The organism is Aeromonas sp. FDAARGOS 1405, from assembly GCF_019048265.1.
Lineage (GTDB): Bacteria > Pseudomonadota > Gammaproteobacteria > Enterobacterales > Aeromonadaceae > Aeromonas > Aeromonas veronii_A.
In genome coordinates this window covers 2,430,060-2,455,865 of the sequence record NZ_CP077311.1, presented here as the reverse complement: position 1 = coordinate 2,455,865, position 25,806 = coordinate 2,430,060, and the positions used below count along the sequence as shown (strand labels likewise).

Here is a 25,806-nt window from a genome sequence, read left to right as displayed (position 1 = left end):
CTGATTCACAACCATAAGTTTAGTAAGAAATGGATTTTAGCCAATTTATTCAACCTTTAGTTACCAATACAGTGATGCCGTCCCTTCCCCACAGGATAAATTCCCATGAAAAGCACCTATCTGGCCGCATTACTGGTCGGTCTGCTGGCCAGCGGCGCCAGTCAGGCCGCCGAGAGCAGCTTTATCAGCAACCACGACCATGCACCTGCCTCAGCAACTCAAGCCCGGCCCGATATCTTTCGGGTCAGCCTGCTCGGCACCGGCACTCCGGTACCCCGGATCAGCCGGGGCGGTTACAGCACCCTCATCGAGGCGGGCAACCAGAAGCTGGTGTTCGATTTTGGCCGCAACTCCGCCACTCGCCTGTGGCAGCTGCACATCCCCATCGGCCGGGTCAACGCCTTCTTCCTCACCCACTTTCACTCCGACCACACCAACGGGCTGGCGGATCTCTGGCTGACCGGCTGGCTGCAACCGGCCTATGGCCAGCGCCACGCGCCGATGGAGCTTTACGGCCCCAAGGGCACCGATGCCCTGGCTCACGGCCTGCAGCAGGCCTACGCCACCGATATCGCTACCCGGGTCAAGGATGAGGGGACGCCGCTGGACGGGGTGAAGATCAACAGCCACGAGGTAACAGCAGGGGTGGTCTATGACCGGGATGGGGTCAAGGTGACCGCCTTTGACAACGACCACGGGGTCAACATCAAGCCTTCGTTTGGCTATCGCATCGACTACCACGGCCACAGCGTGGTGCTCTCCGGCGATACCCGCTACAGCCCGCAGGTGGTGAAAGAGGCCAAGGGAGCCGATCTGCTGGTGCACTGCGTCTCCATGACCTCTGCCGAGCAGATGAAGGCCAACCCGGGCTACAAGGCGATAGCCGGTCACCTCGCCTCCCCCGAGCAGGCCGCCCGCGTTCTGAATGAGGCCAAACCGGCGCTGACCGTATTCAGCCACATCGGGCTCAACGGCAAGATCACGGTGAAAGATCTGGCGCAGGATCTGCGCGCCCGCTACACAGGCCCCTTCGTCATCGGCAATGACCTGATGCAGATTGACCTGCCCACCACGCCGTCCGGCAAGGGCTATGCCCTCTGGCAGGCGGAGAATATCGACAATGCCCAATCCTGAATCCCGGCCATAAAAAAGCCGCCTCTTGCGAGGCGGCTTCTTCACTAAACAGATTAACCGGAGTTATCAGGCAATCAGCTTGTAGATGATACCGGACATGGCGATCAGGCCGATGATGGTCACGAAGCCGTTGCTGATGTTGCCAGCGTATTTGCGCATGGCCGGAACCTTGGTGATGGCGTACATCGGCATCAGGAACAGCAGCATTGCGATGATCGGGCCGCCCAGGTCTTCAATCATGCCGAGGATGCTCGGGTTGATGGTGGCGATGGCCCAGGTGGTCAGGATCATGAACACGGCAGTGACTTTGTTCAGCTGCTTGGTGTCAACGTTCTTGCCCTTCTCGCGCAGCGCCTTGGCCATCAGGCCGTTCATGCCTTCTTGCGCACCCAGGTAGTGACCCAGGAAGGATTTGCTGATGGCAACCATGGCGATCAGCGGAGCCACAGTACCGATAACCGGGTTATCGAAGTGGTTGGCCAGGTAGGACAGGATGGAGATGTTCTGTTCTTTGGCTGCAGCCAGGTCAGCCGGGGAGAGGCTCAGTACGCAGCTGAATACGAAGAACATAACGGTCATCACCATCATGACGTGGGCGCCCAGCAGGATGTTGCTGCACTTCTTCTCGGCACCTTCACCGTAACGACCTTTGTTGTCCACCGCGAAGGAGGAGATGATCGGGGAGTGGTTGAAGGAGAACACCATTACCGGGATAGCCAGCCACAGGGTTTTGATGAAGTCACCGTTGAAGGCGTCGGACAGGGCCGGAGCTTCAGTGATGATGGCACCGTTCCAGTGCGGGATCAGGTAGAACGCCAGACCCATCAGGGTAAGCACGAACGGGAATACCAGCACACTCATCGCTTTGACGATAACCTGGCCGCCCAGACGAACAACCGCCATCAGACCGAGGATCAGAGCCAGTGACAGAACGGCACGGGGAGGTGCAGACATGCCCAGCTGGTGAACAATCACGCTCTCGACGGTGTTGGTGATGGCGACTGAATACATCAGTACGATCGGGTAGATGGCAAAGAAGTAGAGCAGGGTGATGAATTTGCCTGCGGTCTTGCCGAAGTGCTCTTCTACTACTTCAGTGATGTCGCCATCACGGGTAGAGCCGGACAGCACGAAGCGGGTCAGACCACGGTGAGCAAAGAAAGTCAGCGGCAGCGCCAGGATCAACATGGCAACCAGCGGCCACAGGCCACCTACACCGGCGTTGATTGGCAGGAAGAGCACACCGGCACCGATCGCGGTACCGTACAGACCCAGCATCCAGACCACATCGGCCTTGTTGACGCCGCGGGAGGTGTTGCTGGCTAAACGACCATCAGCTGCAATATTCATGTCAGACATACGTTGTTCCTGTCATCTAGGAAAATGGGATTCTTGTTTGGTCGGGCCTTGGCCCGGTTCCATCTCCCTGGAACGCCTGCTGTCCGTCCTTGATATTAACCTCTCGCCCCCCGGCAACCTGGCCATCACTCCTTGTGACAACAGGATTGCAACAAACAACAGTGCGAGATTTTGACCCTGAGGGTCGGCGCCCGTCTCACTTAACAACCGATTAACGTGCGCCACTCTTGATGGGCTGACTTTAATTAAATGCCCTTATTAATCACAGCGTTTTTTTGAATTAATCAACCAAAGTTTGATTTTGGTCGCCTTTCGGACGACCAAGATCACACTCAAAGCGCCTTATTGTGAGTTTTTTTTAACAATTCAACTTAGTTTCACTGGAATCAATGGCCTGCGAGAAGCTACATATTTGCAATAAGCCACACGTTTAGCGCGGATTGTGTGCAGCACGGCCTTGGCGTACCCTTGTGACTCACGCCTTTTTGTTGATTGATGATGACCATTACCCGTACCGATCTCGCCGAACTGGCGGTGTTTGCCGCCGTCGCCCGTCACCGCAGTTTCAGCAAGGCCGCCCTCGAACTCGGGGTCTCCGCCTCCGCCCTCAGCCATAGCCTGAAGGGGCTGGAAGCCCGTCTGGGGGTGCGGCTGCTCAACCGCAGTACCCGAGCCGTGGTGCCGACCGAAGCGGGCCAGCGGCTGCTCAAGCAGCTGCTCCCCACCCTCAATACCCTGGAAGAGGCGCTTTGCGAGCTGGCCCGCAACAGCGACGAGCCGGTAGGGCGACTCAAGCTCTGCGCTCCGCGCGGCGCCATCGACAGCCTGCTGGCACCTGTGCTGATCGACTATCTGGCCCGCTATCCGCGGATGCAGGTGGAGGTGGTGGAGCAGGAGCTGATGCCCCGGCTGATTGAAGATGGTTACGATGCCGCGCTCTTTTATGGCGATCTGCTGCCCAAGGAGATGATCGGCATCCCCCTCGGCCCGCCCCAGCGTTATCTGGTGGTGGGCTCCCCGGCCTATCTGGCGGAGCACGGTACACCGGAGCACCCGAGCGAGCTGAGCCGCCACGCCTGCATCGGCTATCGTCTCACTCCGCACCATCACTATCGCTGGGCCTTTGCCGCCGATGGCACCATGCTGGAGATCGAAGTGACCGGGCCGCTCACCACCAGCACCCCTGCCCTCTATCTGGGCGCTGCCGAGGCGGGGTTGGGGCTCGCCTACTGTCTGGAAGAGGAGGTGAGCCAAAAGGTCGCGGAGGGGAAACTGCTCACCGTGCTGGAGCCCTGGTGCCCCACCTTTGCCGGCTTCTACCTCTTCTATCCCAGTCGGCATCAGCTGGGCAGCGGGCTGCGCATCCTGATCGACATGCTCAAGGCGCACTACCAAAACCCCGGATTAGTGAGTAATACTCAGCAATTCATCAAGTGAAACCCTGATTATCACCAAATTAGTATTAATCTAGACTAGCTGTTCGATAATCGAACTCCCCGAGAGAACAGATATGTCTGCCTATTTAACACTGCGGCAACGGGCCATGACCCGTCGCTTCTGGGCTTACGCCCTCCCCTCCATTCTTGCCATGCTGGTCTCGGGGGCCTACTACCTCATCGACGGCATCTTCGTCGGCCACTATGTCGGCGCCGCTGGCCTCGCCGGGATCAACCTGGTCTATCCGGTCATCATGGTGCTGATCGGCCTGGCCGCCATGATCAGCATGGGGGCGGCCACCGCCATCTCCTTCCAGCAGGGGGCGAAAAACGACACGCTGGCCCGTCAGGCGCTGGTCAACGCCCTCTGGCTGCTGGCCGGTCTCGGGGTAGTTGCGCCGGGGCTGCTCTATTACACCCACACCGATATCCTGCTGGGGCTGGGAATTGAACAGGGCACCGAGACCTGGAAACAGGCGAGTGACTACCTCACCTGGATTGGCGGCGGTACCCTGCTGCTGGCCAGTAATCTGGCGGTGCCCTATCTGCTGCGCAACGATGGCCGCCCGAAACTGGCCATGGTGCTGGTGAGCAGCGGCGCCGTGCTCAACATCATCCTCAACTACATCATGGTGGGTCGGCTGGGGCTGGGATTGATCGGTACCGCGCAAGCCACCCTGATGGCAGAGGGTGCGGTGAGCCTGATCGGCCTTGGCTACTTCTTTACCCCTTGGGCGCGGCTGCGCCTCAGCTGGCGGGATCTGGTGCCCAACCTCCCCGCCATGCCGCACCTGCTCTTTACCGGTCTGCCGAGCCTGATTGCCCAGTTCAACCTCGGCCTGCTCTTGATGCTGCACAACAGCCAGCTGATGGTGTATGGCAATGTGAAGGATCTGGCGGGTTTTACCGTGGCCGGTTACACCGAGGCGGTCTTTATCGTCATTCTGCAGGGGCTCGCCTTCGGCATTCAACCGCTCATCAGCAAGGCGGCAGGGGCCAAGCGCCATCGCAACCTCAAGTACCTGATGGAGATGGGGCTCAAGTTCACCTTTATTTACGGCATGCTGGTGTGGCTCACCATCCAGCTGCTGCCGGGACAGGTCGCCATGCTCTATACCGGCGACAAGGATCCCGAACTGCTGGCCGCCGCCATCAGCAGCCTGACCCTCAACCTCGGCGCCATTCCGCTGGAGGGGATCATCATGTTCGGCATAGTGCTGCTGCAATCCATGGCGCGTACCCGTCAGGCGCTGGTCATCTCCATCGCCAAAACCGTGTTGCTGCTGCCGCTCATCTTCCTGCTGCCGCAACTGTGGGGTCGTGATGGCGTGCTGATGGCCCAGCCCGCGACCGTGCTGCTGCTCACCCTGCCACTCTGCTGGCTGCTGTGGCGCGAGTGGCTGCGCCTGAAGATGGCCTGTGCGCCAAAAGCCAAACAGCGCCCGCAACCGGCCCGCGCACGAGCCGCCGTCCAGCTGGCCCGTTAAGGCCACCCATCCCGCGTAGCAATAAAAAACCGGCATCCATTGATGCCGGTTTTTGCTATATGGGCGGGTCTGCCTGCCCTTACACGAGGATTCAGGCCAGCACTGCTGCCCACACTTATGCCAATACTTCTGGCCTGAGCTGGGCCATCAGCCCCGGGTTGTCGGAGTAATCCACCGGAATGGCCACCACAGCTGGCCCCTCCACCGCCAGTGCGGCCCGCAGGGTGGCGCGCAGCTCGTCTGCCGAACGCACCGCAAACCCGGCCGCCCCGAACGATTCGGCATAGCGTTTGAAATCGATAGGGCCAAAAGAGACGCCGGAGGTGCGGCAATACTTCTGCTGCTCCTGCATCGCGACCATGTTGTAGCCGTTATCGACCCAGATGATGTGGACGATATTGCTCTTGAGCCGCACCGCCGTCTCCAGCTCCATGCTCGACTGCATAAAGCTGCCATCCCCCGATACCGAGATCACCTTCTCACCCGGCCGCACCAGCGCCGCACCGATGGCCCACGGCAATGCCACCCCCATGGTCTGCTGACCATTGGAGATCAGCACCTGACGGGCACGGAAGCTGTAGAGGTAGCGGGCAATCCAGATATGGAAGCTGCCCATATCGACGCAGAGTGTCATGTCGTCGCGCACCAGATCCTGCAGCTCGCGCACGATACGCAAGGGGTGAACCGGATTGCCGTGCAGATCATCGGCCCGCATTGCCAGGCGCAGCCGCTGCTGGCGTACCCCTTGCAGCAACCGATCCACCTCGGGGGGGCGGATTTTCGGATTGCCCATGATGCGGGTCAGCTGCAACAGGTTGGCGCGGATCGACCCCACCAACTCGGCGGTCGGGCAGTAGCTGCTGTCGATATCGGCAGGCAGCACATCGATATGGAGGATGCGCCGCTCCCGATCGCCATTCCACAGCACGGGATCGTACTCGATGGGGCTGTAGCCGATGCAGATCACCAGATCGGCCCCTGCCAGCAGCTGATCCCCCGGTTGGTTGTTGAAGAGCCCCACCCGTCCGGCAAAGTCATCGAAGTGGCAGCTGTCCACCACCCCGGCAGCCTGATAGGTACCGGTCACCGGCAGCCGCGCCTTGTCGAGGAAGGCACGCACTGCCTCGGCATTTTCCGGCCGGCTCGCCATCAGGCCGAGCAGTACCACCGGATTCTCGGCGTTACGCAGCAGGGTCAATGCCTGCTCCATATTCTGCTCATCGGCGCAGCCCGGCTCCGGCACCTCGCGGGGTACCAGCACATTGCCCTGTACCGGCTTGTTGATGATATCCATCGGCAGGCTGACAAACGCCGCCCCCGGCCGTCCCAGCTCGGCGGCGCGAAAAGCGTTGGCCATCACTTCCGAAATTGCCGCCCCGCTGTTGACCTGAGCGCTGAACTTGGTGACCGGACGGCAGAGGTTGACCGTATCCATGCTCTGGTGGGTGAGTTTGAGGCCGTCGGCACGGCGCACCGCACCGCCCAGCGCCACCATGGGGTCCCCCTCCGAGGTGGCGGTCGCCAGCCCGGTAATGAGGTTGGAGCAACCGGGGCCCGAGGTGACCAGCGCCACCCCCGCCTTGCCGGTGAGCCGCCCCACGGCGGCCGCCATAAAGGCGGCGTTCGCCTCGTGGCGCACCACTATGGTCTCGATGGGGGAGTCCTCCAGCGCATCGAACACCCGGTCAATCTTGGCCCCCGGGATGCCGAACACCTGCTTGACCCCTTGCGCCTCCAGATGGCGCACCACCAGCTCGGCACCGCACTTCCACTGTCTGTTTTCCATGATATTGCTCCTTGTCTATCAGCCTTCGGCGGCCTGAATGGCGCGATCGAGATCGGCGGGGTTGAGGTCGGCCTGCCGGAAAGCGGGATCCGATGGCAGGGCCAGATTGAGGTGACGCACCACAGAAAGTCGCAGGGTACCGTGGGCCATGGTGTAGTCGAGCAGATGGCCGCCCCCCTTGCGATCGGCGGTGATCATGTGCTCGTGAAAGCCCGCCACATTGACCCCCTGCACGAACGGCGGGCAGCGAAAGCCCACCAGGGTTCCCGCCACCGCGGCAAAACGGAACAGCGGTTGCTGTTCGATGGCTTCCAGCATGGGGCGATAGGGGGGCTCCTGACGCGGCACGGTTCGTACCTTGGCTATTTCAAACTGGCCGTCGAGGCGCAGGGCGACGAAGACGTTGTCAGAGCCCACCAGCCGATCCACCCACTGGTGGATCTCGTCACGGCTCAGGGGATGATCGAAGCGACGCTCCAGACAGGGGCGAAAATGGGTCATCACCGCAAAGGGGGTCTTCTGATCGGCGCGGGCGGGCCGGGCCGAGCCATCGGAGCGCAACTGGTGGATCTGCCGCTCGAAGGCGATCAGCTCACCATCGAGGTGATTGAAGGTGCCGAGGCCAAAGTCGCCGTGGCGCAGCAGCTCGCTCATGGTGGTCTCCCCTTCGTAGACCCCCGCCAGCAGGGCGCTCATCAGGGAACTCTGGTAGATCTCGCCACCGTCATGCTGCCTGCGCCAGCGGGAAAACTGCTGGCTCACTTCGAGGGCACAGCTGCACCCGGCACTGTCAGATGTTGCAATATGTTCCATTCGGGTTTCACCTCCACCGTGAATCCTGTTAGCGTTCGGATCCAATGGTGACTTGGTTCACATTTCAACACCAATACGCTGATCCCATGACTTTGAGACTCAATCGATATGGAACTTCGTACGCTCCGCTACTTCATGGCCGTTGTTGAAAAGCAGAATTTCACCCGCGCAGCCGAATCACTCAACATGGCCCAGCCGCCCCTGAGCCAGCAGATCCGCAAGCTGGAAGAGACCCTGGGCACCCCGCTGCTGCGCCGTCTCACCCGCGGCGTCGAACTGACCGAGGCGGGCGAGAGCCTCTATCGGGATGCGGCGCAGATCCTGGCGCTGGCCGATGCGGCAAAACTGAAGGTAAAGCGGATTGCCCGGGGCGAGCAGGGGGCACTGCGGATCGGCTTTGCCGGTTCCACCGTGCTCCACCCCGCAGTGCTGACCCTGCTGCACGACTATCGGGAGCGCTACCCCGAGGTAGCCCTCAGCCCGCAGGAGGGCACCATGCCGGCACTGGTGGAGGCGCTGCGCAACGATCGGCTGGACGCAGCCATCTTGCGGCTGCCCTGTCGGGGTAGCGAGGGCTTTGCCCATCACCTTATCGAGCAGGAGCCGCTGCTGATAGCCCTGCCGACCAGCCACCCCAAGGCCAAGCCGGGCCCCTTGCCACTGGCCTGCCTGAAGGATGAGAGTTTTATTCTGTTTCCCCACGCTATCGGGCCCGGGCTCTATGACGGAATAGTGTGTCTCTGCCGGGAGGCGGGGTTCGAGCCGATACTGGGGCCCGAATGCCCGCAGGTGATTTCTACCGTCGGCATGGTGCAGGCGGGCTTTGGCGTGACTCTGGTGCCCAGCTCGGTGGCGGCGCTGCGCCCGCTCGGGGTCAGTTATCACCCCATCGCCGGCAACGGCATGATGACCAGTATCAGTCTGGCGACACGGCCGCATCCAAGCAGTGCCGTGCTGCGGCACTTTATCGCCCAGATCCGTACCGCCCAGATACGACAAGGCCTCCCGAAGGAGGCCCTGTTGAACAAGCTTGAACCGGTTTGATGGCCAGCTTGCCTGATGCGACGGCTTATTTGACGGTACTGCTTATTTGACAGTCACGCGGGCAAACTTGCGCTTGCCAACCTGATAGACGGCGGTACCGGCACCGATGAGTGCCTTGCCATCTTCCAGCTTCTCGCCATCAACCTTGACCGCGCCCTGCTTGATCATCCGCAGCGCTTCGGAGGTGGTGGCTACCAGATCGGCCTCTTTCAGCAGGTTGGCGATGGCCAGACCTTCGCCTTCCAGTGCCAGCTCGATTTCCGGCATCTCGTCCGGAATGGCGTTCTTGGAGAAACGCTGGGTGAAATCTTCGTGGGCCGCTTCAGCCGCCGCTTCGTCGTGATAACGGGCGATGATCTCTTTGGCCAGCCAGATCTTCACGTCGCGCGGATTGAGAGTACCGGCCGCGATACCTGCCTTGAACTCTTCAATTTCAGCCAGCGGACGGAAGGAGAGCAGCTCGTAGTAGTTCCACATCAGATCGTCGGTGATGGACATGATCTTGCCGAACATCTCGCCCGGAGCGTCGTGGACGCCGATGTAGTTGCCTGCGGACTTGGACATCTTCTTGACGCCATCCAGACCCACCAGCAGCGGCATCATCAGCACGCACTGGGTCGCCATGCCGGCATCTTTTTGCAGCTCGCGGCCCATCAGCAGGTTGAACTTCTGGTCGGTACCGCCGAGCTCAACGTCCGCCTTCAGCGCGACCGAGTCATAGCCTTGCAGCAGCGGATAGAGGAATTCGTGAATCGCGATGGACTGGCCGCCGGTGTAGCGCTTTTTGAAATCGTCGCGCTCCATCATGCGGGCCACGGTCTGCTTGGCCGCCAGCTTGATCATGCCGGTCGCACCCAGCTCGCTCAGCCAGGTCGAGTTGTACTCGATACGGGTCTTGGCGGGGTCGAGGATCTTGAACGCCTGCTCGGCATAGGTGAGGGCGTTGTGCTTGATGGCCTCTTCGGAGAGCGGCGGACGGGTGGCATTCTTGCCGGAGGGGTCACCCACCATGGCAGTGAAGTCACCGATCAGCAGGATCACTTCATGGCCCAGATCCTGGAAGGTCTTCAGCTTGTTGAGGATCACGGTATGACCCAGGTGAATGTCGGGGGCGGTTGGGTCCATGCCCAACTTGATGCGCAGCGGGCGCCCTTCCTTCAACTTGGCGACAAGTTCTTCTTCAACCAGAATTTCTTCCGCTCCGCGCTTGATCTCGGCTAGCGCCACCTCGAGCTGGGACATTTTTTGACTCTCCATCACGATTCCACAGGGCCAAACATATTACTGGAATGGCGGGCCAATTGGAAAGGCTGTAAAATCCGTCCATTCTGCCCGACTTCATCTGCTTCTCATGGTTATTTGGCACGCCTTCAACGCACTCCCCCACTGGCACCGCAAGATGGTGCTGATCTTGAGCATCATGATCATGATGCTGGCTGCCTGGCCAAGCGAACAGGCAGTAGCAACACGGGTCGATGAAAACGGCAACGAAATTGCCCTGCGGGAACCGGCTAACGATAACGCGCTGAACGACGAGCTGCCGGCCGAGGCCGCCCAGCCCGTTACCCCGCCCAAGCCGCGCTACATCACCAAGCAGGTGAAGGTGCGCCGTGGCGACAACATGGGGGTGATCTTCCAGCGCATTGGCCTGAGCACCACGGATCTGCACCTGATCGATCAGCTCGAGGGCAGCGATCCCCTGCGGATGCTGCAACCGGGGCAGGAACTCACCTTCAAGCTCACCGAGAACGGCGAGCTGCACAGCCTCTATTACCCCCACAGTCTGGAGCAGGCGCTCAAGGTGAGCCGCAAGGAGGAGACCTTTGTCGCCCGCAACGTCAAGATCGCCCTCGACACCCGCGAACAGGTGAGCAAGGGCGAGATCCGCTCCAGCTTCTGGGGCGCCGCGGTGGATGCGGGGATGACCGAAGATCAGATCATGGACTTGGCCGCCATCTTCGGCTGGGACATCGACTTTGCCCAGGACTTGCAACCGGGAGACAGCTTCCGGGTGGTCTATGAAGACAAGTTCCGCGACGACGAGCGGGTCGCCTCCGGCGATATTCTGGCGGCGGAGTTCGTCAACCAGGGCACCGCCTACCGCGCCGTGCTCAATGAAGATGGCAACTACTACACCCCGGAAGGCAAAGCGATGCGCAAGAGCTTCCTGCGCGCGCCGGTCAACTTCAAATACATCAGCTCCAACTTCAACCCGCGCCGCCTCCATCCGGTGACCGGCAAGATCCGCCCCCACAACGGCATCGACTATGTGGCGCCGGTGGGCACCCCCATCATGGCGGCGGGCTCCGGCAACGTGGTGGCGGCGGGCTACAACCAGTTCAACGGCAACTACGTCTTTATCAAGCATGCCGGCAACTATGTGACCAAGTACCTGCACCTCTCCAAACGCACCGTCAACAAGGGACAGCGGGTGAAGCAGGGGCAGACCATCGGCACTCTGGGTGGCACCGGCCGCGTCACCGGCCCGCACCTGCACTACGAATTCGTGGTGGGCGGCATTCACAAGAACCCGCGCACCCTCACCCTGCCGCAGGCAGAGACCCTGAGCGGACGCGAGCTGGCCAACTTCAAAAAGCTGGCGATGCCGCAACTGGCCAAGCTCGACAGCCCCGAGCTGCAGCTGGCCCAGAACAAGCGGGATAGCCGCGGCAACTAAGCCATCAGGGCTGGCGGGGTAGCAGCCCCGCCAGCCCTTTTTATTTTGCCTGCGCATGGCTCGGCGCCATGCTGCATCGGTGTCGGGAAGCGGACTATCCCGACCAGCGAGTGAGGAGAGCCAATGGCTGAACGCTATATCGGATTGATGTCAGGCACCAGCATGGACGGTATTGACGCCGTGCTGGTGGTGATCGACGGGGATCAACTGCGGGTCGAGGCGGCCCTCAGCCACCCCTGGCCAACCGCCCACGAGCTGCATGAGCTCTGTACCCCTAGCGACAACGAGATCGATCGCATGGGGGTGGCCGACAATCTGGTGGCGCGCGAATTTGCCGCCGCCACCCACGCCCTGCTGGCCAAGACGGGCCTCACGCCCGCCGATATTCGCGCCATCGGCAGCCACGGCCAGACCATCCGCCACCGCCCCCAGCTTGGCTTCACCCTGCAGATCGGCAACGCGGCCCTGCTGGCGGCGCTGACCGGCATCGATGTCATCGCCGACTTTCGCACCATGGACATGGCCCTCGGCGGTCAGGGGGCCCCGCTGGTGCCCGCCTTCCATCAGGCCTTCTTTGCCCGCCCCGGTGCATTGCGGGTGGTGCTGAACCTCGGTGGCATCGCCAATATCTCGGTGCTGCCGGGCCATGCCAACGGGGTCTATGGCTTCGATACCGGCCCGGCCAACACCCTGCTCGACGGCTGGTATCGCCGCCATCACCCCAAGGGGGCCGGTTACGATGCCGGCGGCCAGTGGGCGGCCAGCGGCAAGCCAATCCCGGCCCTGCTGGAGAAGCTGCTGGCTCACCCCTATTTCACCGCCCCCGCCCCCAAGAGCACCGGGCGGGAGATGTTCACCCTGGCGTGGCTCGATAGCGAGCTGGCTGGCCAACCCTATGCCGCGGCGGATGTGCAGCGCACTCTGCAGGCGCTCACCTGCCACAGCATCGCCCGCCAGCTGCCTGCCCCGAATGAGGCGCAAACCCGTCCCGAGCTGTTTGTCTGCGGCGGCGGCGCCCATAACGCCCCGCTGCTGAGCGAATTGGCCAGCCTGCTGCACGGCTGGCGCATCGCCAGCACTGCCGAACTTGGCATTGCGCCCGACTGGATGGAAGGCGCAGCCTTTGCCTGGCTGGCGGAGCGCTTTATCAAGCACAAACCCGGCAACCTGCCCGCCGTCACCGGCGCCAGCCGTCCGGCTGTGCTGGGTGCTCTCTACCCCGCACCCTAGATATCCCCCAGATATGCAAATGACGACAGCCCCGATATGGGGCTGTCGTCATGTCACATCATGAACAGTGGCACTTTGGCCAACACCCGTTGTTACATGGCATTGGTGGACTCAAAAATTTTGTCGGCGGACGCTTCGACAAAGCCCGGATAGAGTACGCCGTCGGCCTGCGGATAGCGCAGAGCAAACTCGTAGAAGCAGCTCGGGATAGTACGCACCCCATCGCTGAACGGCACCTCTGCTTTGTCGGCCATGGTGGAGGATTGCTCCAGCATCACCTGCGGGTCCCCTTTCACCTCGCCACCCACGCTGTTGAGCACAAAACCCGCCGCCTTCAGTGCCGCATTGACCTGATGGATGGTGTCAAAATCCTTCAACTTGTTGATATTGACCGTGAAGTGGTTGGCACGATAGCCCCATGCTGCCATCCATGCCGCGTACTCGCTCTCCGCCAGCAGGGTCTGATAATCGGCATAGGAGACCTGCCAGGGGGCACCGGTGTAGAGAAATGCCGGTGTATCGGTCAGATGATCGGGCACCTGATCGGCCAGCTTGTGGATGATGGCCTGCGCCGCTGGGGAGAGTTCTTCCACCTTCAGCTCGCTGATAAACACCTTGGGAGCGTCCGGATCCTGATGCTCGAAGTGCTTGGCGTAGAGCTTCTTGGCCTTGAAAACGTACTCGCCCTTCTGCTCGTAACCGAGCGCCAGGAAGTGGGCGGCCAGCTTCTCCAGCCCCAGCTTGGGCAGGTTGTAGGTACGAAACGCCACGTGATCGTTGACGATGGGCTCGCCGCCACCCAGCAGGGTGTGCACCTTGAGGGCGCTCGGGGTCACCTTGATGTAGTTGTCCCACAGATGGCTGAACAGGGTGTCGATATCCTTTTGCATCTCTCTTTCCTTTGATTGCGGGTACAGATGGGGGCACCGCTGGATGCCCCGTGTCATTATCAGAAGCGCAGGCCGGGCGACAGTTGATCCGGCATCGCGGCTTTGCTGTCTTCGACAGAGGCAACCGGATACGCACAGTAGTCAGCAGCGTAGTAGGCGCTTGCCCTGTGGTTGCCGGAGGCGCCGATGCCACCAAACGGCGCGGCACTGGAGGCGCCGGTGATGGGCTTGTTCCAGTTGACGATACCGGCGCGGATCCGCTTGAAGAAGTGGTGCCAGTCCGCCTCCTTGTCCCCCAGCAGACCGGCCGAGAGACCGTAGCGGGTGGCGTTGCCCTGATCGATGGCGGCATCGAAATCATCATAACGAATGAGTTGCAGCAGCGGGCCGAAGTACTCTTCGTCAGGCAGCTCGTTGACTGAGGTCACGTCGATAATACCCGGGGAGACAAAGCCTGTGCCCGCTTCCAGGTGCTTGAGGGTAAGCAGGCTCTCGCCACCGAGGCGCTGCAGGTTGGCTTGCGCCTCGACCATGCCCTGTGCTGCCTTCTCGCTAATCATCGAGCCCATGAACGGCTGCTCGGCAGCGTCGTAGAGGCCGACCTTGATCTGGCTGACCACCTCGATCAGTCGATTGACCAGGGCATCGCCCCGCTCACCGCGCTCGACAAACAGACGGCGGGAACAGGTGCAACGTTGACCCGAGGTGATAAATGCCGACTGGACGATGGCATGGACGGCGCCGTCGATGTCGCTCACATCTTTCACGATCAGCGGGTTGTTACCGCCCATCTCCAGCGCCAGAATTTTGCCCGGCTGGCCGGCAAACTGTTGATGGAGGAAATGGCCGGTGCGGGAGGAGCCGGTAAAGAAGAGGCCGTCGATATCGGGATTGCCCGCCAGCGCCTTGCCGGTCTCGACCTCCCCCTGCACCAAATTGATGACCCCTTTGGGCAGCCCGGCCTCCTGCCACACCTTGAGCATGGCTTCCGCCACCATGGGGGTCAGCTCGGAGGGTTTGAACACCACGGCATTGCCCGCGATCAGCGCTGGCACTATGTGGCCGTTGGGCAGATGGCCCGGGAAGTTGTAGGGGCCGAACACCGCCACCACACCGTGGGGCTTGTGACGGACATACGCCTTGGCGCCCGGCATGGGGTTTTCCACCGTACCGGTACGCTCGTCATGGGCGCGGATGGAGATGGCGATCTTGCCCTGCATGGCGGCCACTTCGGTGCGGGTCTCCCACAACGGTTTGCCGGTTTCGCGGGCGATAGTCAGCGCCAACGCCTCCTTGTGCTCACCCAGCAGGTCGGCATAGCGACGCACTATGGTCAGGCGATCCTCAAGCTCCATATCAGACCAGTGGTAGAAGGCGGCGCGGGCAGCCTTGACGGCCGCATCGACCTGAGCCGCACTGGCGGCAGCGCCCTGCCAGATCACCTCGTTTTTGGCCGGATCCCGTGACTCGAACGGCTTGCCTTCACCGGCAAGCCACTGACCGTCGATAAATTGCACTAACTGGCTCATCCATTCACTCCCTGTCGCTGGCAGACAGCCTCGGCTGCCTGCCTAATAATCGGTTTGCTGGTCCTGTCTGCCTCAGTCGAGGTCGACTACCCGCACCATGTCGCCATCCTGCACCTTGAGTGCCGCCGCCATCTTGGGCGGAATGATGGCCTCATGCTTGTCGAGATCGACCCGGATATTGCCGTAGCAGGCGCGGTACTGTTCAAAGCGGCTGTTGCAAAGCAGATGGGTGCGGCCGCCGATGGGCTCGCCGATCAGCACCCGCAATTTCTGGCTGCGACGCACGCTGCGGATGTTCTTCAATTCGCACTCGACCGCCGGTCCCGCATCGAAGATATCGACATAGCCGCGATTCACGAATCCCTCGTCCTGCAGCATCTTGATGGCCGGACGGGTCTTCTCGTGGGTCTGGCCGATGACGGCTCGCGCCTCCTTGCTCAGCAAGTTGACGTAGATGGGGTACTTGGGCATCAGCTCGGCGATGAAGCGCTTCTTGCCGATGCCGGTGAGATAGTCGACGGTGGGAAAGTCCATCGAGAAGAAGTGGGTCTGCAGCCACTCGTAGAAGGGGCTGTGGCCATTGCCATCGGAGACGCCGCGCATCTCGGCAAAGACGGTTTCGTCAAACAGCTCGGGGTGCTCGGCCATAAACAGGAAGCGGTGCTTGGAGAGCAGGCGACCATTGAGCCCCTCGCGAGCACATTCGCGCAGGAACAGGGTGCAAAGCTCGGTATTGCCGGTGTAGTCATTGGAGAGAGTCAGCGTCTCGACCACATTGTAGATACCGAGTTTGGGCGAAGAGTGCACCACCTTGCCGATGTGGTAGTTGTAAAACGGCTGGGAGAGACCAACAGCCGCATCGATGGCGCAGGTCCCTACCATCTCGCCGGTCTCGAGATCCTCGGCCACGAAGAAGTAGAGGCAGTCCCCTTTGCCGGCCGGCTTGTCGGAAAAAGTTTGGGTAGAAGCGTCGATCTTGCGCTGCAGCAGCTCATCGTTGACGGGCAACGAGGTCATGCCGGTGCCGGACTCGATGGCGCAGGTCTTGAGCCCGGCAAAATCTTTTTGCTCGATGGGACGGATAACCAACATAAATGACAACTCCCTTTCATTGACGTCAGGTGGGGTCCCGGCTCCTGCCGGGAGGGCTCCCCACCTCAATTTGGATCAGGCGTTAACCACCTGGGCGACCGCTTTCTCGAAGCGGGCCAACCCCTCCTTGATGTCCGCTTCCGGGATCACCAGCGAAGGAGCAAAACGAACCACGTTGGTGCCGGCAACCAGCGCCATCAGCCCCTGATCGATGGAGGCCAACAGGAAGTCGCGCGAGCGCCCCTTGTACTCTTCGCTCAGAGCGGCGCCCAGCAGCAGCCCCTTGCCGCGGATTTCGCTAAAGCAGTGGTACTTGGCATTGATGGCTTCAAGCCCATCACGGAACAGCTGCTCGCGTTGCTTGATACCCGCCAACACCTCCGGGGTGTTGATCACATCGATCACTGCTTCCGCCACCGCACAGGCCAGCGGGTTGCCACCGTAAGTAGAGCCGTGAGTGCCCACTTTCAGGTAAGAGGCGATTTCGCTGGTAGTCAGCATGGCGCCGATGGGGAAACCGCCACCCAGTGCCTTGGCGCTGGTGAGGATGTCCGGCGTGACGCCAAGCCCCATGTAGGCGTAGAGCTCGCCGGTACGACCGACACCGGACTGCACTTCGTCATAGATGAGCAGGGCATTGTGCTTGTCGCACAGCTCGCGCACCCCTTTGGCAAACTCGTCGGTTGGACGAATGATGCCACCCTCCCCCTGCAGCGGCTCCATCACCACGGCACAGGTGTTGTCGGAGATCACGTCAGCCAGCGAGGCCAGATCGTTGTAGGGAACATGGGTAATGTCACCGGGCTTGGGACCGAAGCCATCGGAGTAGGCAGCCTGGCCACCGACGCTGACGGTAAAGAAGGTTCGGCCGTGGAAACCCTGATTGAAGGCGATGATCTGGGTCTTCTGCTCGCCAAACTTCTCGATGGCGTAGCGGCGAGCCAGCTTGAGGGCAGCTTCATTCGCTTCGGCGCCTGAGTTGCAGAAGTAGACCTTGTCGGCGAAGGTGGCGGCAACCAGCTTCTTGGCCAGACGCAGGGCCGGCTCGTTGGTCATGACGTTGGAGAGGTGCCACAGCTTCTCGCCCTGGGTTTTCAGGGCCTCGACCAGCTTGGGATGACAGTGACCCAAACCGTTGACGGCGATGCCACCGGCGAAGTCGACATACTCGCGCCCTTCCTGATCCCAGACACGTGACCCTTCACCACGCACCGGGATGATCTTGGCGGGCGCATAGTTGGGAACCATCACTTCATCAAACACTTCACGTGTCACTGCCAACAACTCTGACATATAGCTCTCCTTCGATTCGGCGACAGAATAATCCACCGCCCAAAAGTTAAATCCGTGTAAACGTGACGGGATTATCACAGAAATAAAGTAAAAAGTCTGTAACAAGACGGCCTATAAGGAACAATGTTCGATTGCTCTTGAGATTTTAGGCAACCGCATTGCATAACGACTCAGGGGGGCTTGGCAAGAGATAATTTGGGCAGGAGAGGGGGTGAATAAAGTGTCAGGGAAATTTTTTTTGCCTTCTCTCGAACTTGAGAAGGCGATCACAACTTTTTATGAACGCGCCAGAAAGTTGGCCAGCAACTGATGGCCCTGCTCGCTCAAAATACTCTCCGGATGGAACTGAACACCCTCGACAGGGAGCGTCTTGTGGCGCAGCCCCATGATCTCGTCAAACGAGCCATCGGCATGCTCGCTCCAGGCGGTGATGTCGAAGCAATCGGGCAGCGTGTCGCGCTCCACCACCAGCGAGTGGTAACGAGTCACCCGCAGCGGGTTGTTGAGCCCCTTGAACACCCCCTCATTGCGATGGCGGATGAGCGAGGTTTTGCCGTGCATTACCTGACGGGCACGCACTACGCGGGCGCCGAAGGCCTGCGCCAGCGACTGATGACCGAGACAGACGCCGAGAATGGGCAGCTTGCCAGCGAAGTGGCTGATGGCATCGAGAGAGATCCCCGCCTCATTGGGCGTACAGGGACCGGGAGAGATCACCAGAAAACGGGGGGAGAGCTGCGCTATGGCATCGAGCGTCAGTTCATCATTGCGCTTGACCACAACCTCTTGTCCCAGGGCGCCGAAATATTGCACCAGGTTCCAGGTAAAAGAGTCGTAGTTATCGATCAACAACAGCATTAGATAACCAACAGCGGAGAATTAACGATCGAGATAACGACCCTGTTCCATTTCCCGTTCACGCTGACACTCGGCCAGATAGATGGCGGCAGCAACGGCAGGGGTTTTATGGTGCTTGTCGATGGCATTGGAGACCATCAACTGCAGGGTATTGAGGTTTTTCGCCTTGCGAAATTTACGTAGCCAGTGACCTTTGTCACTCAGCTCTTCAATCGAAATATTTGGTTGAACAGACATGCGTACTCTTGGGGATATAACCCGGGTTGAAATAAAGAATTAAACAAAATACAACGTGGGAAAATAAAGAAAGCCAGGCAAATACCCAGCTCTCTTCTACTACACCTTCCCAGTATGTCAGGCTCGAGGAACGAAGCCGACTACATCATATACGCTGGTCAGGGTTTTTTCAGCTCTTTCACGCGCCTTTTGTGCCCCTTCGGCAAGAATCGCGATCAGATGGGCCTCATCCTGACGCAACTCGTGGAAACGAGCCTGGATCGGTTCCAGCAGCGCAACCACGGCTTCGGCGGTCTCGGTCTTGAGGTGACCATACATCTTGCCTTCGAAGTGCTGCTCCAGCTCCGGGATGGAGCGACCCGTCACCCCGGACATCAGGGTCAGCAGGTTGGAGACGCCCGGTTTGTTTTCCGGATCGAAACGCACCACCGCAGGCTCGTCGGAGTCGGTTACCGCACGCTTGATCTTCTTGACGATCTGCTTGGGATCTTCCAGCAAGCCGATGAAGTTGGCCTCGTTGTCATCCGACTTGGACATCTTCTTGGTCGGATCCTGCAGGCTCATCACCCGCGCCCCTTCGGTCGGAATGAAGGGCTCCGGCATGGTGAACACGTCACCATAGAGGTTGTTGAAGCGGGTGCAGATATCGCGGGTCAGCTCGAGATGCTGCTTCTGGTCGTTGCCGACCGGCACCTGATTGGCCTGATAGAGCAGGATATCGGCGGCCATCAGCACCGGATAACCGAACAGGCCGACGTTGACGTTGTTCTCGAAACGGGCGGACTTGTCCTTGAACTGGGTCATGCGCGACAGCTCACCCATCTGGGTGTAGCAGTTGAGGATCCAGCCCAACTCGGCATGCTGCGGCACGTGAGACTGGATGAAAACGGTGCTCTTCTTGGGATCGATACCGACCGCCAGATAGAGGGCAGCAGCATCGAGGCAGGCCTTGCGCAGGGCAACCGGATCTTGGCGGGTGGTAATGGCATGCAGGTCGACGATGCAGTAGAGGCAGTCGTACTCATCCTGCATATTGACCCACTGACGCAACGCGCCCATGTAGTTGCCGATGGTCAGCTGACCGGAGGGCTGCGCCCCGCTCAATACGATTGGTTTGGTCATAAGAGTAGTAATCCTTGTAATTCAGCCAGTCCGGCGACGCGCTTAGCTCAGCAGCGCATCGAGCTGGGAAAAGTGTTCGAACACCCAGTCAGGCCGGGAGTCGGCAATGGGGCGACCATAGTTGTAACCGTAGGTCAGGCCCACAACCTTCATGCCGGCCGCCTTGGCCGCCAGCACATCATTTTCGGAGTCGCCCACCATTAGAGTGCGAGCCGGGCTCACCCCCAACTCCTGGCAAGCGTGCAGCAATGGCTCCGGGCTCGGCTTCTTGACTGGCACGCAGTTGCCGCCAAGCCAAAGTTCGAAACAATCGCTGATGCCAAGGGCATCGAGGATGGGTGCCACGAAATCGCTCGGCTTGTTGGTGACGATTGCCTGCTTGTAGCCCAGGCTTTGCAGGCGACGCAGACTCTGCACCACCCCTTCATACATCGCCAGCCCTTGCAGCAGGCAGGCGTTGTAGTGCTGGAAAAAGATCGGACGGGCCTTGGCAAACAGCTCGGGGTCGGCCTCGCGATAGGCGATCGCCCGCTGGATCAGCTTGTCGGCGCCGTTGCCAACCCAGGTACGGATCACCGCTTCATCAGCTTGTTCCAAACCCAGATCAGCCAGAGTCAGATTGACCGCCAGCGCCAACTGGGCGGCGCTGTCGATCAGGGTGCCGTCCAGATCGAACAGCACCAAATCAAATGCGCGCTCAGCGTGTGACATGAGCCAGCTCCGCACGCATCTTGTCGATCACCGCCTTGTAGTCAGGCTGGCTGAAAATGGCCGAGCCGGCGACAAACATGTCGGCGCCCGCTTCGGCGATCTCGCGAATGTTGTCGACCTTCACCCCGCCATCGATCTCGAGACGGATATCGCGGCCGCTCTCGTCGATCAGACGACGCACCTGACGCAGCTTGTCGAGGGTGCCGGGGATGAAGCTCTGGCCACCGAAGCCCGGGTTGACCGACATCAGCAGGATCACGTCCAGCTTGTCCATCACATACTCGAGGCAGGAGAGCGAGGTAGCAGGATTGAGCACCAGACCCGCCTGGCAGCCCATCTCCTTGATGAGGCCCAAAGAGCGATCAACGTGATCGGACGCTTCCGGATGGAAGGTAATGAGGGAAGCACCGGCCTTGGCAAAATCAGGAATGATGCGATCCACCGGCTTGACCATCAGGTGCACGTCGATGGGGGCCTCGATACCGTAGTCACGCAGCGCCTGACAGACCATGGGGCCAATGGTCAGGTTGGGGACATAGTGGTTGTCCATCACGTCGAAGTGAACCACGTCGGCACCGGCAGCCAGTACCTTGGCTACATCGTCACCCAGACGGGCAAAATCGGCAGAGAGGATCGAGGGGGCAATCAGAAAGTCTTTCATCAGCATCATCCATTGGCAGCCAGGGAGAAAAAGCGGCGCAATTTTAACGTAAAAGGCGGGCGAAAACGACTCGAATGCGGGGTAAATGGGGCAATCACCTACCCTCCCCCAGCAACCCGGGTTATAGGACATCGGCACGGGCGCGGACTCGCCCATAAAAAACGGCGCCCCTGGGGCGCCGCATGGTCTGTTACGTCAGTGGCAGCAGTTCACTGTCGCTGGGATAGTAGCCCTGCTCCGGTTCGATTCCGGGCGGATAGAGCGCCAACAATTCGGCCACCTTGTTGCGGGTGCCGCCGTTGCGACTGATGGTGCGCTTGACCAGGATTTCGTCGAGGCGGGCACCGCGATAAAGCTCACGAGTCAGCTCGATATCGTGGTTGCTGATCAGCACCGGCACCCCTTTGTGAGCGGCTGTGTGGCGGGCCAGTCGCGCCAGGATCGCCTGATCATCCAGGGTAAACCCGCCGGAGGCATAGGTGGTGAAGCTCGCCGTAGTGGAGAGCGGCGCATAGGGTGGATCACAATAGATAACCCAATCCTCTTCGGCTCGCTTGATGGCATCGGCGTAGCTCTCGCAGATAAAGGTCGCCTTCTGCGCCTTTTCGGCAAAGGCCCACAGCTCTTTTTCCGGGAAATAGGGTTTCTTGTAGGAACCGAACGGCACGTTGAAGCCGCCCTTCTTGTTGTAGCGGCACAATCCATTGAAACCGTGACGGTTGAGAAACAGGAACAAGAGTGCCCGCTCGAAGGTGGTCTCGGTCTGATTGAACTGGGTACGCAGCCGGTAATAGGCCGCCTTGTGGTTGTGCTCTGCCACAAACAGCTTGCGCGCCTCGGCAATGAAACTGTCCGGCGTCAGCTTGAGGTGGTTGTACAGGCAGATCAGATCCGGATTGATGTCGTTGAGCACATACGCGTCGTAGTCGGTGTTGAGAAACACTGACCCGGCCCCGACGAAGGGCTCCAGCAACACACGCCCGGCCGGCAGGCGCTCGGCAATCTCTTCAACCAGGGAGTATTTTCCCCCGGCCCATTTTAAAAAAGCGCGTGTTTTTTTCATGGAAATCCGGTGTGTAAGAAGGCAAGACCCAAAAAGGGGGACGATTCTACCCCCTTATCCGGTATCAAGGCTATTGCTTCAGCTCTTTTTGTACCTGTGCAAACGACTTGGGCCAGGGCTGGCCTTTCAGCAAGGCTGGCGGAAGCTTGCGAATGGCACTCTTGGCCTGGGTCAGACCGGCATAATCCCCTTGCAGCACCACGTACCAGGGGCTGCCACGGAATTTGGTTTGATAGACCCATACCTTACCCGCCAGACCATGCTCGGCGACAAATTGATCCACCGCCTTGGTGTTGCTCGCCCCCATCAGCTGAACGCTGTAGTGGTTGCGCGGCTTCTTGTTCAAGGTGGCGACCGGTGTCAGGGCCACTTTGGGTGCTGGCGCGGCAACCGGCTCATTGCTGGCGGTTTTGGAGGTAGCAGCAGGCGTTGCGGTTGTCGCCGGATTCTGTGCTTTGGCGGTACTGGCTGGCGCCGTGGTTGCGATTGCACCACTGGGGGCTGTGCCACTCGGGTTCTTGCCGGTCAGCTCGTCCACCACGTCAGTAGGCAGAGCGCCGCTCACCTTGGGTTCGGTCATCAGCTTTTGCACGACCTCGTCGGAGATCACCACCCGACGCCCTTCGTAATTGGTTGATTCGGTGGTAACGGTTTCGCTCTCCACCGATTTGGGCAGCACTTTCGCCTCAGGCTGCCAATCCTTCACAACCCCATTGGGATTACTGGCTGCATCGCGGTTTTGCGCGCCTTGTGCAGCGGTATCGGTATTCGAACCGCCTGCGGTGAGGGGATCGCCTCCCGCTACCGGGATCGGCAATGCCGTGTTCTGCGCCGGATCCTGCAGCGCCGGTTTGCTTTCATTGTCAAACAGCGCAGGTAGCAGGTAGCTCAAAGCCAGCAGGCCGCCAGCGACCAGCGCGATAGCGGTGGCAATCTTCTTGACAGGCAACTCCGCCTGACGCTTCTTGGGCCTTCTGTCGGTCATGATATCCTCCAGTAACTGCATGATGGTGGACGGATGTCCATTCGCCGTTTTCAGGATCTCCTCCACTTGCGGCTTGGGCAAGAGGGTCGCCGGGATCTTGAGCTCTTTGGCTTTCTCATACAAGAAGATGCGCTGCTCGGGCGGGCTCAGGGGCGGCACTTCCAGCTCAAGGGCTGGCATGGCACGCCCTTTGAGCTGCGGCCGTTGGGTACGACACCAGACGTCACTGCCCGAGACGATAATGGCCAGCTGATGGGGCGCCGCCAGAGTATCGTTATGACGGATGATCGCCCACAACTCTCCCAGCAATTCGGCCGGCAACTGGTCGGCCCGCTCTATCAGCAGCAACAGGGTGGCTGGCTTGCTCCCCTCCAGCATGCGAAAGAAGCTCTCCGCCAGCGCATCCTGTGGATTGAAGAGCGGGCGCGCCACCACCTGTGGTAGCAACAGCTGGCGCACATCCACCATCTTCATGGCAGGCGTACCGATCAGGCTTACCACCCGCACTTTTTCCGGTAACACGCCGAGCAGGGATTCGCACAGCGTACCGCGACCACAACCGGGTTTACCGGATAGAAAAATGAAAGGGTGATTGAATTCAATCAGATGCAGCAGCCGGTCAACCAGCTGCCGCTGGGAAGGAAGTTTTAGCAGTTTATTCGTCACGACCAGACTCGATCACCGCCAGCAACTCGGCATCGGACACATCCCCCACCACCTGCGCATGGCCGATGCCAACCGGCAACACCAGACGCAGCTTGCCTTCCAGCACCTTCTTGTCACGGCGCATATGGCGAATAAAGGCGGCGAAATCCATCTCGGCAGGCGCATGAATGGGCAGATTGGCGGCCAGCAGCAGGGCGCGCACTCGCGCGACGTCCTCTTCGCTCATATCGCCACGGGCCTGCGCAGTCCAGGCTGCCAGCATGGTGCCGGCGGATACTGCTTCACCGTGCAGCCAGTTGCCATACCCCTGCTCGGCCTCGATAGCATGACCAAAGGTGTGACCCAGATTGAGCAGCGCACGGATGCCGTGCTCGGTCTCATCCTGACCGACCACATCGGCTTTGATCTCGCAGCAACGTTTGATGGCGTAGACCAGCGCGGCAGATTCCAGCTGTTGCAGACGCACCATGTTCTGCTCCAGCCAGCTGAAGAAATCAGCATCCCAAATGATGCCGTACTTGATCACCTCGGCCATCCCCGCGGCAAATTCGCGGGCTGGCAAGGTACTCAGACATTCGGTATCGATAACAACTTGTTTGGGCTGATAAAAAGCCCCAATCATGTTCTTGCCGAGGGGGTGGTTGACAGCGGTTTTACCGCCGACAGAGGAGTCAACCTGGGAGAGCAGGGTGGTCGGGATCTGGATAAAAGGAATGCCACGTTGATAGCTTGCTGCCGCAAAGCCCACCACATCCCCGATCACACCGCCCCCCAGAGCGATGAGGGTGGTATCACGCCCATGGTTGGTTTCAAGCAGAGCAGACATGATCCGCTCAATGGTCGCCAGGTTCTTGTATGCCTCACCGTCAGGCAGGATCAGGGATTCAACCTGAAAACCGGACAGCAGTGCCATTACCCGTTCAAGATAGAGCGGGGCAACGACCGTGTTGGTCACTATCATCACCCGCCTGCCTTTGATGGTCGATCCCAGCGCCTCGGGGCGCTGCAACAACCCGGCAGCTATCTCGATAGCATAGCTGCGCTCACCCAGTTCAACCTTCAACCGTTCCATGGACGTCCTCTTGATTACATACCGATCAGCTTCACAATCTGATTGGCAACGATCTTTGCGCTTTGATCATCTGTCTGGATAACAAAGTCAGCCACTTCTTCATAAAGGGCGTTGCGCTCTTGTGCCAAACGCTCAAGCACCTCACGCGGCGGCTCTTCGGTCTGTAGCAGAGGACGGCGTTTGTCTCGCTGTGTGCGCGCCAACTGCTTTTCAATGGTGGTTTCGAGGTAGACCACGATGCCACGAGCAGACAACTTGTTGCGGGTTTCCCGGCTCTTGATGGCACCACCACCGGTTGCCAGCACGATACCCTGCTGCTCAGACAATTCGCTGATCACCTTCTCTTCGCGAATACGGAAACCCTCTTCGCCTTCAACATCAAACACCCAGCCGATATCGGCACCACTGCGGCGCTCAATCTCATGATCTGAGTCGAAAAACTCCATATGCAGTTGTTCTGCCAGATGTCTACCTATGGTGCTCTTGCCCGCACCCATGGGACCTATCAGGAAAATATTGCGTTTCTCAGCCATGTTTTTTCGTTAGTAATTACAAACTGTACGACCCCGATGAATACTGGATCGGGGTACCTATGAACCTTATCTTGCGATGGATCAGGAGGGGGATTATCTCAATAGATATCGGGACTGGCAACCGCAGC

General features: G+C 59.9%; 23 protein-coding genes. 6 read left to right on the top strand and 17 right to left on the bottom strand.

Features of this window, described 5'->3' with window-relative positions:
• The first annotated feature begins 105 nt into the window (after positions 1 to 105).
• On the top strand, positions 106 to 1,134 hold the full coding sequence (locus I6L35_RS11645) for an MBL fold metallo-hydrolase (RefSeq protein WP_216978226.1): 1,029 nt from the start codon (positions 106 to 108) through the stop codon (positions 1,132 to 1,134).
• 66 nt (positions 1,135 to 1,200) lie between these two features.
• Here I6L35_RS11645 and I6L35_RS11640 read toward each other — a convergent pair whose 3' ends face one another.
• Positions 1,201 to 2,493 (bottom strand): HAAAP family serine/threonine permease, encoded by a 1,293-nt coding sequence (locus I6L35_RS11640; protein WP_005338498.1) that lies wholly within the window; start codon positions 2,491 to 2,493, stop codon positions 1,201 to 1,203.
• Positions 2,494 to 2,991: 498 nt separating this feature from the next.
• On the opposite strand from I6L35_RS11640, the gene I6L35_RS11635 reads away from it, so the two are divergent.
• The gene (locus tag I6L35_RS11635) at positions 2,992 to 3,930 is read left to right on the top strand and encodes a LysR family transcriptional regulator (RefSeq protein WP_042055187.1); all 939 of its coding nucleotides are present in this window, start codon (positions 2,992 to 2,994) and stop codon (positions 3,928 to 3,930) included.
• Between the two features lie 73 nt (positions 3,931 to 4,003).
• Complete coding sequence (locus I6L35_RS11630) at positions 4,004 to 5,416, top strand: MATE family efflux transporter (protein ID WP_216978225.1); 1,413 nt, start codon at positions 4,004 to 4,006, stop codon at positions 5,414 to 5,416.
• A gap of 115 nt (positions 5,417 to 5,531) precedes the next feature.
• Here I6L35_RS11630 and alsS read toward each other — a convergent pair whose 3' ends face one another.
• Positions 5,532 to 7,202 carry an acetolactate synthase AlsS gene (gene alsS / locus I6L35_RS11625; protein WP_042081073.1) on the bottom strand — a complete coding sequence of 557 codons (1,671 nt, stop codon included), beginning with the start codon at positions 7,200 to 7,202 and terminating at the stop codon, positions 5,532 to 5,534.
• Positions 7,203 to 7,220: 18 nt separating this feature from the next.
• A complete protein-coding gene (gene budA / locus I6L35_RS11620) occupies positions 7,221 to 8,015 on the bottom strand; it encodes an acetolactate decarboxylase (protein WP_216978224.1) in 795 nt (264 codons plus the stop codon).
• 108 nt (positions 8,016 to 8,123) lie between these two features.
• Between budA and I6L35_RS11615 the strand changes: the two genes are divergently transcribed.
• Positions 8,124 to 9,059 carry a LysR family transcriptional regulator gene (locus tag I6L35_RS11615; protein ID WP_216978223.1) on the top strand — a complete coding sequence of 312 codons (936 nt, stop codon included), beginning with the start codon at positions 8,124 to 8,126 and terminating at the stop codon, positions 9,057 to 9,059.
• A gap of 42 nt (positions 9,060 to 9,101) precedes the next feature.
• On the opposite strand, the gene tyrS is transcribed toward I6L35_RS11615, so the two are convergent.
• Positions 9,102 to 10,301: a tyrosine--tRNA ligase gene (tyrS, locus tag I6L35_RS11610; RefSeq protein WP_005347884.1), complete on the bottom strand. Its 1,200-nt coding sequence runs from the start codon at positions 10,299 to 10,301 to the stop codon at positions 9,102 to 9,104.
• Between the two features lie 109 nt (positions 10,302 to 10,410).
• Here tyrS and I6L35_RS11605 point away from each other — a divergent pair, with 109 nt between their 5' ends.
• Together I6L35_RS11605 and I6L35_RS11600 are read left to right on the top strand one after the other, a co-directional pair.
• Positions 10,411 to 11,736: a peptidoglycan DD-metalloendopeptidase family protein gene (locus tag I6L35_RS11605; protein WP_216978222.1), complete on the top strand. Its 1,326-nt coding sequence runs from the start codon at positions 10,411 to 10,413 to the stop codon at positions 11,734 to 11,736.
• 123 nt (positions 11,737 to 11,859) lie between these two features.
• A complete protein-coding gene (locus I6L35_RS11600; RefSeq protein ID WP_216978221.1) occupies positions 11,860 to 12,966 on the top strand; it encodes an anhydro-N-acetylmuramic acid kinase in 1,107 nt (368 codons plus the stop codon).
• Positions 12,967 to 13,058: 92 nt separating this feature from the next.
• Here the strand turns inward: I6L35_RS11600 and I6L35_RS11595 are convergent, their stop codons facing one another.
• From I6L35_RS11595 to aroK, 13 genes are all read right to left on the bottom strand, one after another.
• Entirely contained in the window at positions 13,059 to 13,856 is a 798-nt protein-coding gene (locus I6L35_RS11595) for a DUF1338 domain-containing protein (RefSeq protein ID WP_021229798.1), read from the bottom strand.
• A 59-nt stretch (positions 13,857 to 13,915) separates the two neighbouring features.
• Positions 13,916 to 15,385 (bottom strand): succinylglutamate-semialdehyde dehydrogenase, encoded by a 1,470-nt coding sequence (astD, locus tag I6L35_RS11590; RefSeq protein WP_216978220.1) that lies wholly within the window; start codon positions 15,383 to 15,385, stop codon positions 13,916 to 13,918.
• A 72-nt stretch (positions 15,386 to 15,457) separates the two neighbouring features.
• A complete protein-coding gene (gene astA / locus I6L35_RS11585) occupies positions 15,458 to 16,477 on the bottom strand; it encodes an arginine N-succinyltransferase (RefSeq protein ID WP_019446361.1) in 1,020 nt (339 codons plus the stop codon).
• A gap of 75 nt (positions 16,478 to 16,552) precedes the next feature.
• On the bottom strand, positions 16,553 to 17,770 hold the full coding sequence (locus I6L35_RS11580) for an aspartate aminotransferase family protein (RefSeq protein WP_216978219.1): 1,218 nt from the start codon (positions 17,768 to 17,770) through the stop codon (positions 16,553 to 16,555).
• A 276-nt stretch (positions 17,771 to 18,046) separates the two neighbouring features.
• A complete protein-coding gene (locus I6L35_RS11575) occupies positions 18,047 to 18,628 on the bottom strand; it encodes an aminodeoxychorismate synthase component II (protein ID WP_075114953.1) in 582 nt (193 codons plus the stop codon).
• A gap of 21 nt (positions 18,629 to 18,649) precedes the next feature.
• On the bottom strand, positions 18,650 to 18,865 hold the full coding sequence (locus I6L35_RS11570; protein ID WP_216978218.1) for a hypothetical protein: 216 nt from the start codon (positions 18,863 to 18,865) through the stop codon (positions 18,650 to 18,652).
• Positions 18,866 to 18,982: 117 nt separating this feature from the next.
• Positions 18,983 to 19,987, bottom strand: a complete 1,005-nt coding sequence (gene trpS, locus I6L35_RS11565) for a tryptophan--tRNA ligase (RefSeq protein ID WP_216978217.1) — start codon at positions 19,985 to 19,987, stop codon at positions 18,983 to 18,985.
• A gap of 42 nt (positions 19,988 to 20,029) precedes the next feature.
• A complete protein-coding gene (locus I6L35_RS11560; protein WP_216978216.1) occupies positions 20,030 to 20,698 on the bottom strand; it encodes a phosphoglycolate phosphatase in 669 nt (222 codons plus the stop codon).
• Positions 20,685 to 21,359: a ribulose-phosphate 3-epimerase gene (gene rpe / locus I6L35_RS11555; protein WP_005335006.1), complete on the bottom strand. Its 675-nt coding sequence runs from the start codon at positions 21,357 to 21,359 to the stop codon at positions 20,685 to 20,687. Before rpe ends, I6L35_RS11560 begins: the two co-directional genes overlap by 14 nt.
• A gap of 190 nt (positions 21,360 to 21,549) precedes the next feature.
• A complete protein-coding gene (locus I6L35_RS11550; RefSeq protein ID WP_005335008.1) occupies positions 21,550 to 22,422 on the bottom strand; it encodes a Dam family site-specific DNA-(adenine-N6)-methyltransferase in 873 nt (290 codons plus the stop codon).
• Between the two features lie 70 nt (positions 22,423 to 22,492).
• The gene (locus I6L35_RS11545) at positions 22,493 to 24,073 is read right to left on the bottom strand and encodes an SPOR domain-containing protein (protein WP_216978215.1); all 1,581 of its coding nucleotides are present in this window, start codon (positions 24,071 to 24,073) and stop codon (positions 22,493 to 22,495) included.
• Positions 24,063 to 25,145 (bottom strand): 3-dehydroquinate synthase, encoded by a 1,083-nt coding sequence (gene aroB / locus I6L35_RS11540; protein WP_216978214.1) that lies wholly within the window; start codon positions 25,143 to 25,145, stop codon positions 24,063 to 24,065. The genes I6L35_RS11545 and aroB overlap by 11 nt, the downstream gene beginning before the upstream one ends.
• A 14-nt stretch (positions 25,146 to 25,159) precedes the next feature.
• Positions 25,160 to 25,678, bottom strand: coding sequence for a shikimate kinase AroK (aroK, locus tag I6L35_RS11535; protein WP_005347909.1), 519 nt, complete (start codon positions 25,676 to 25,678; stop codon positions 25,160 to 25,162).
• Positions 25,679 to 25,806 lie beyond the last annotated feature (128 nt).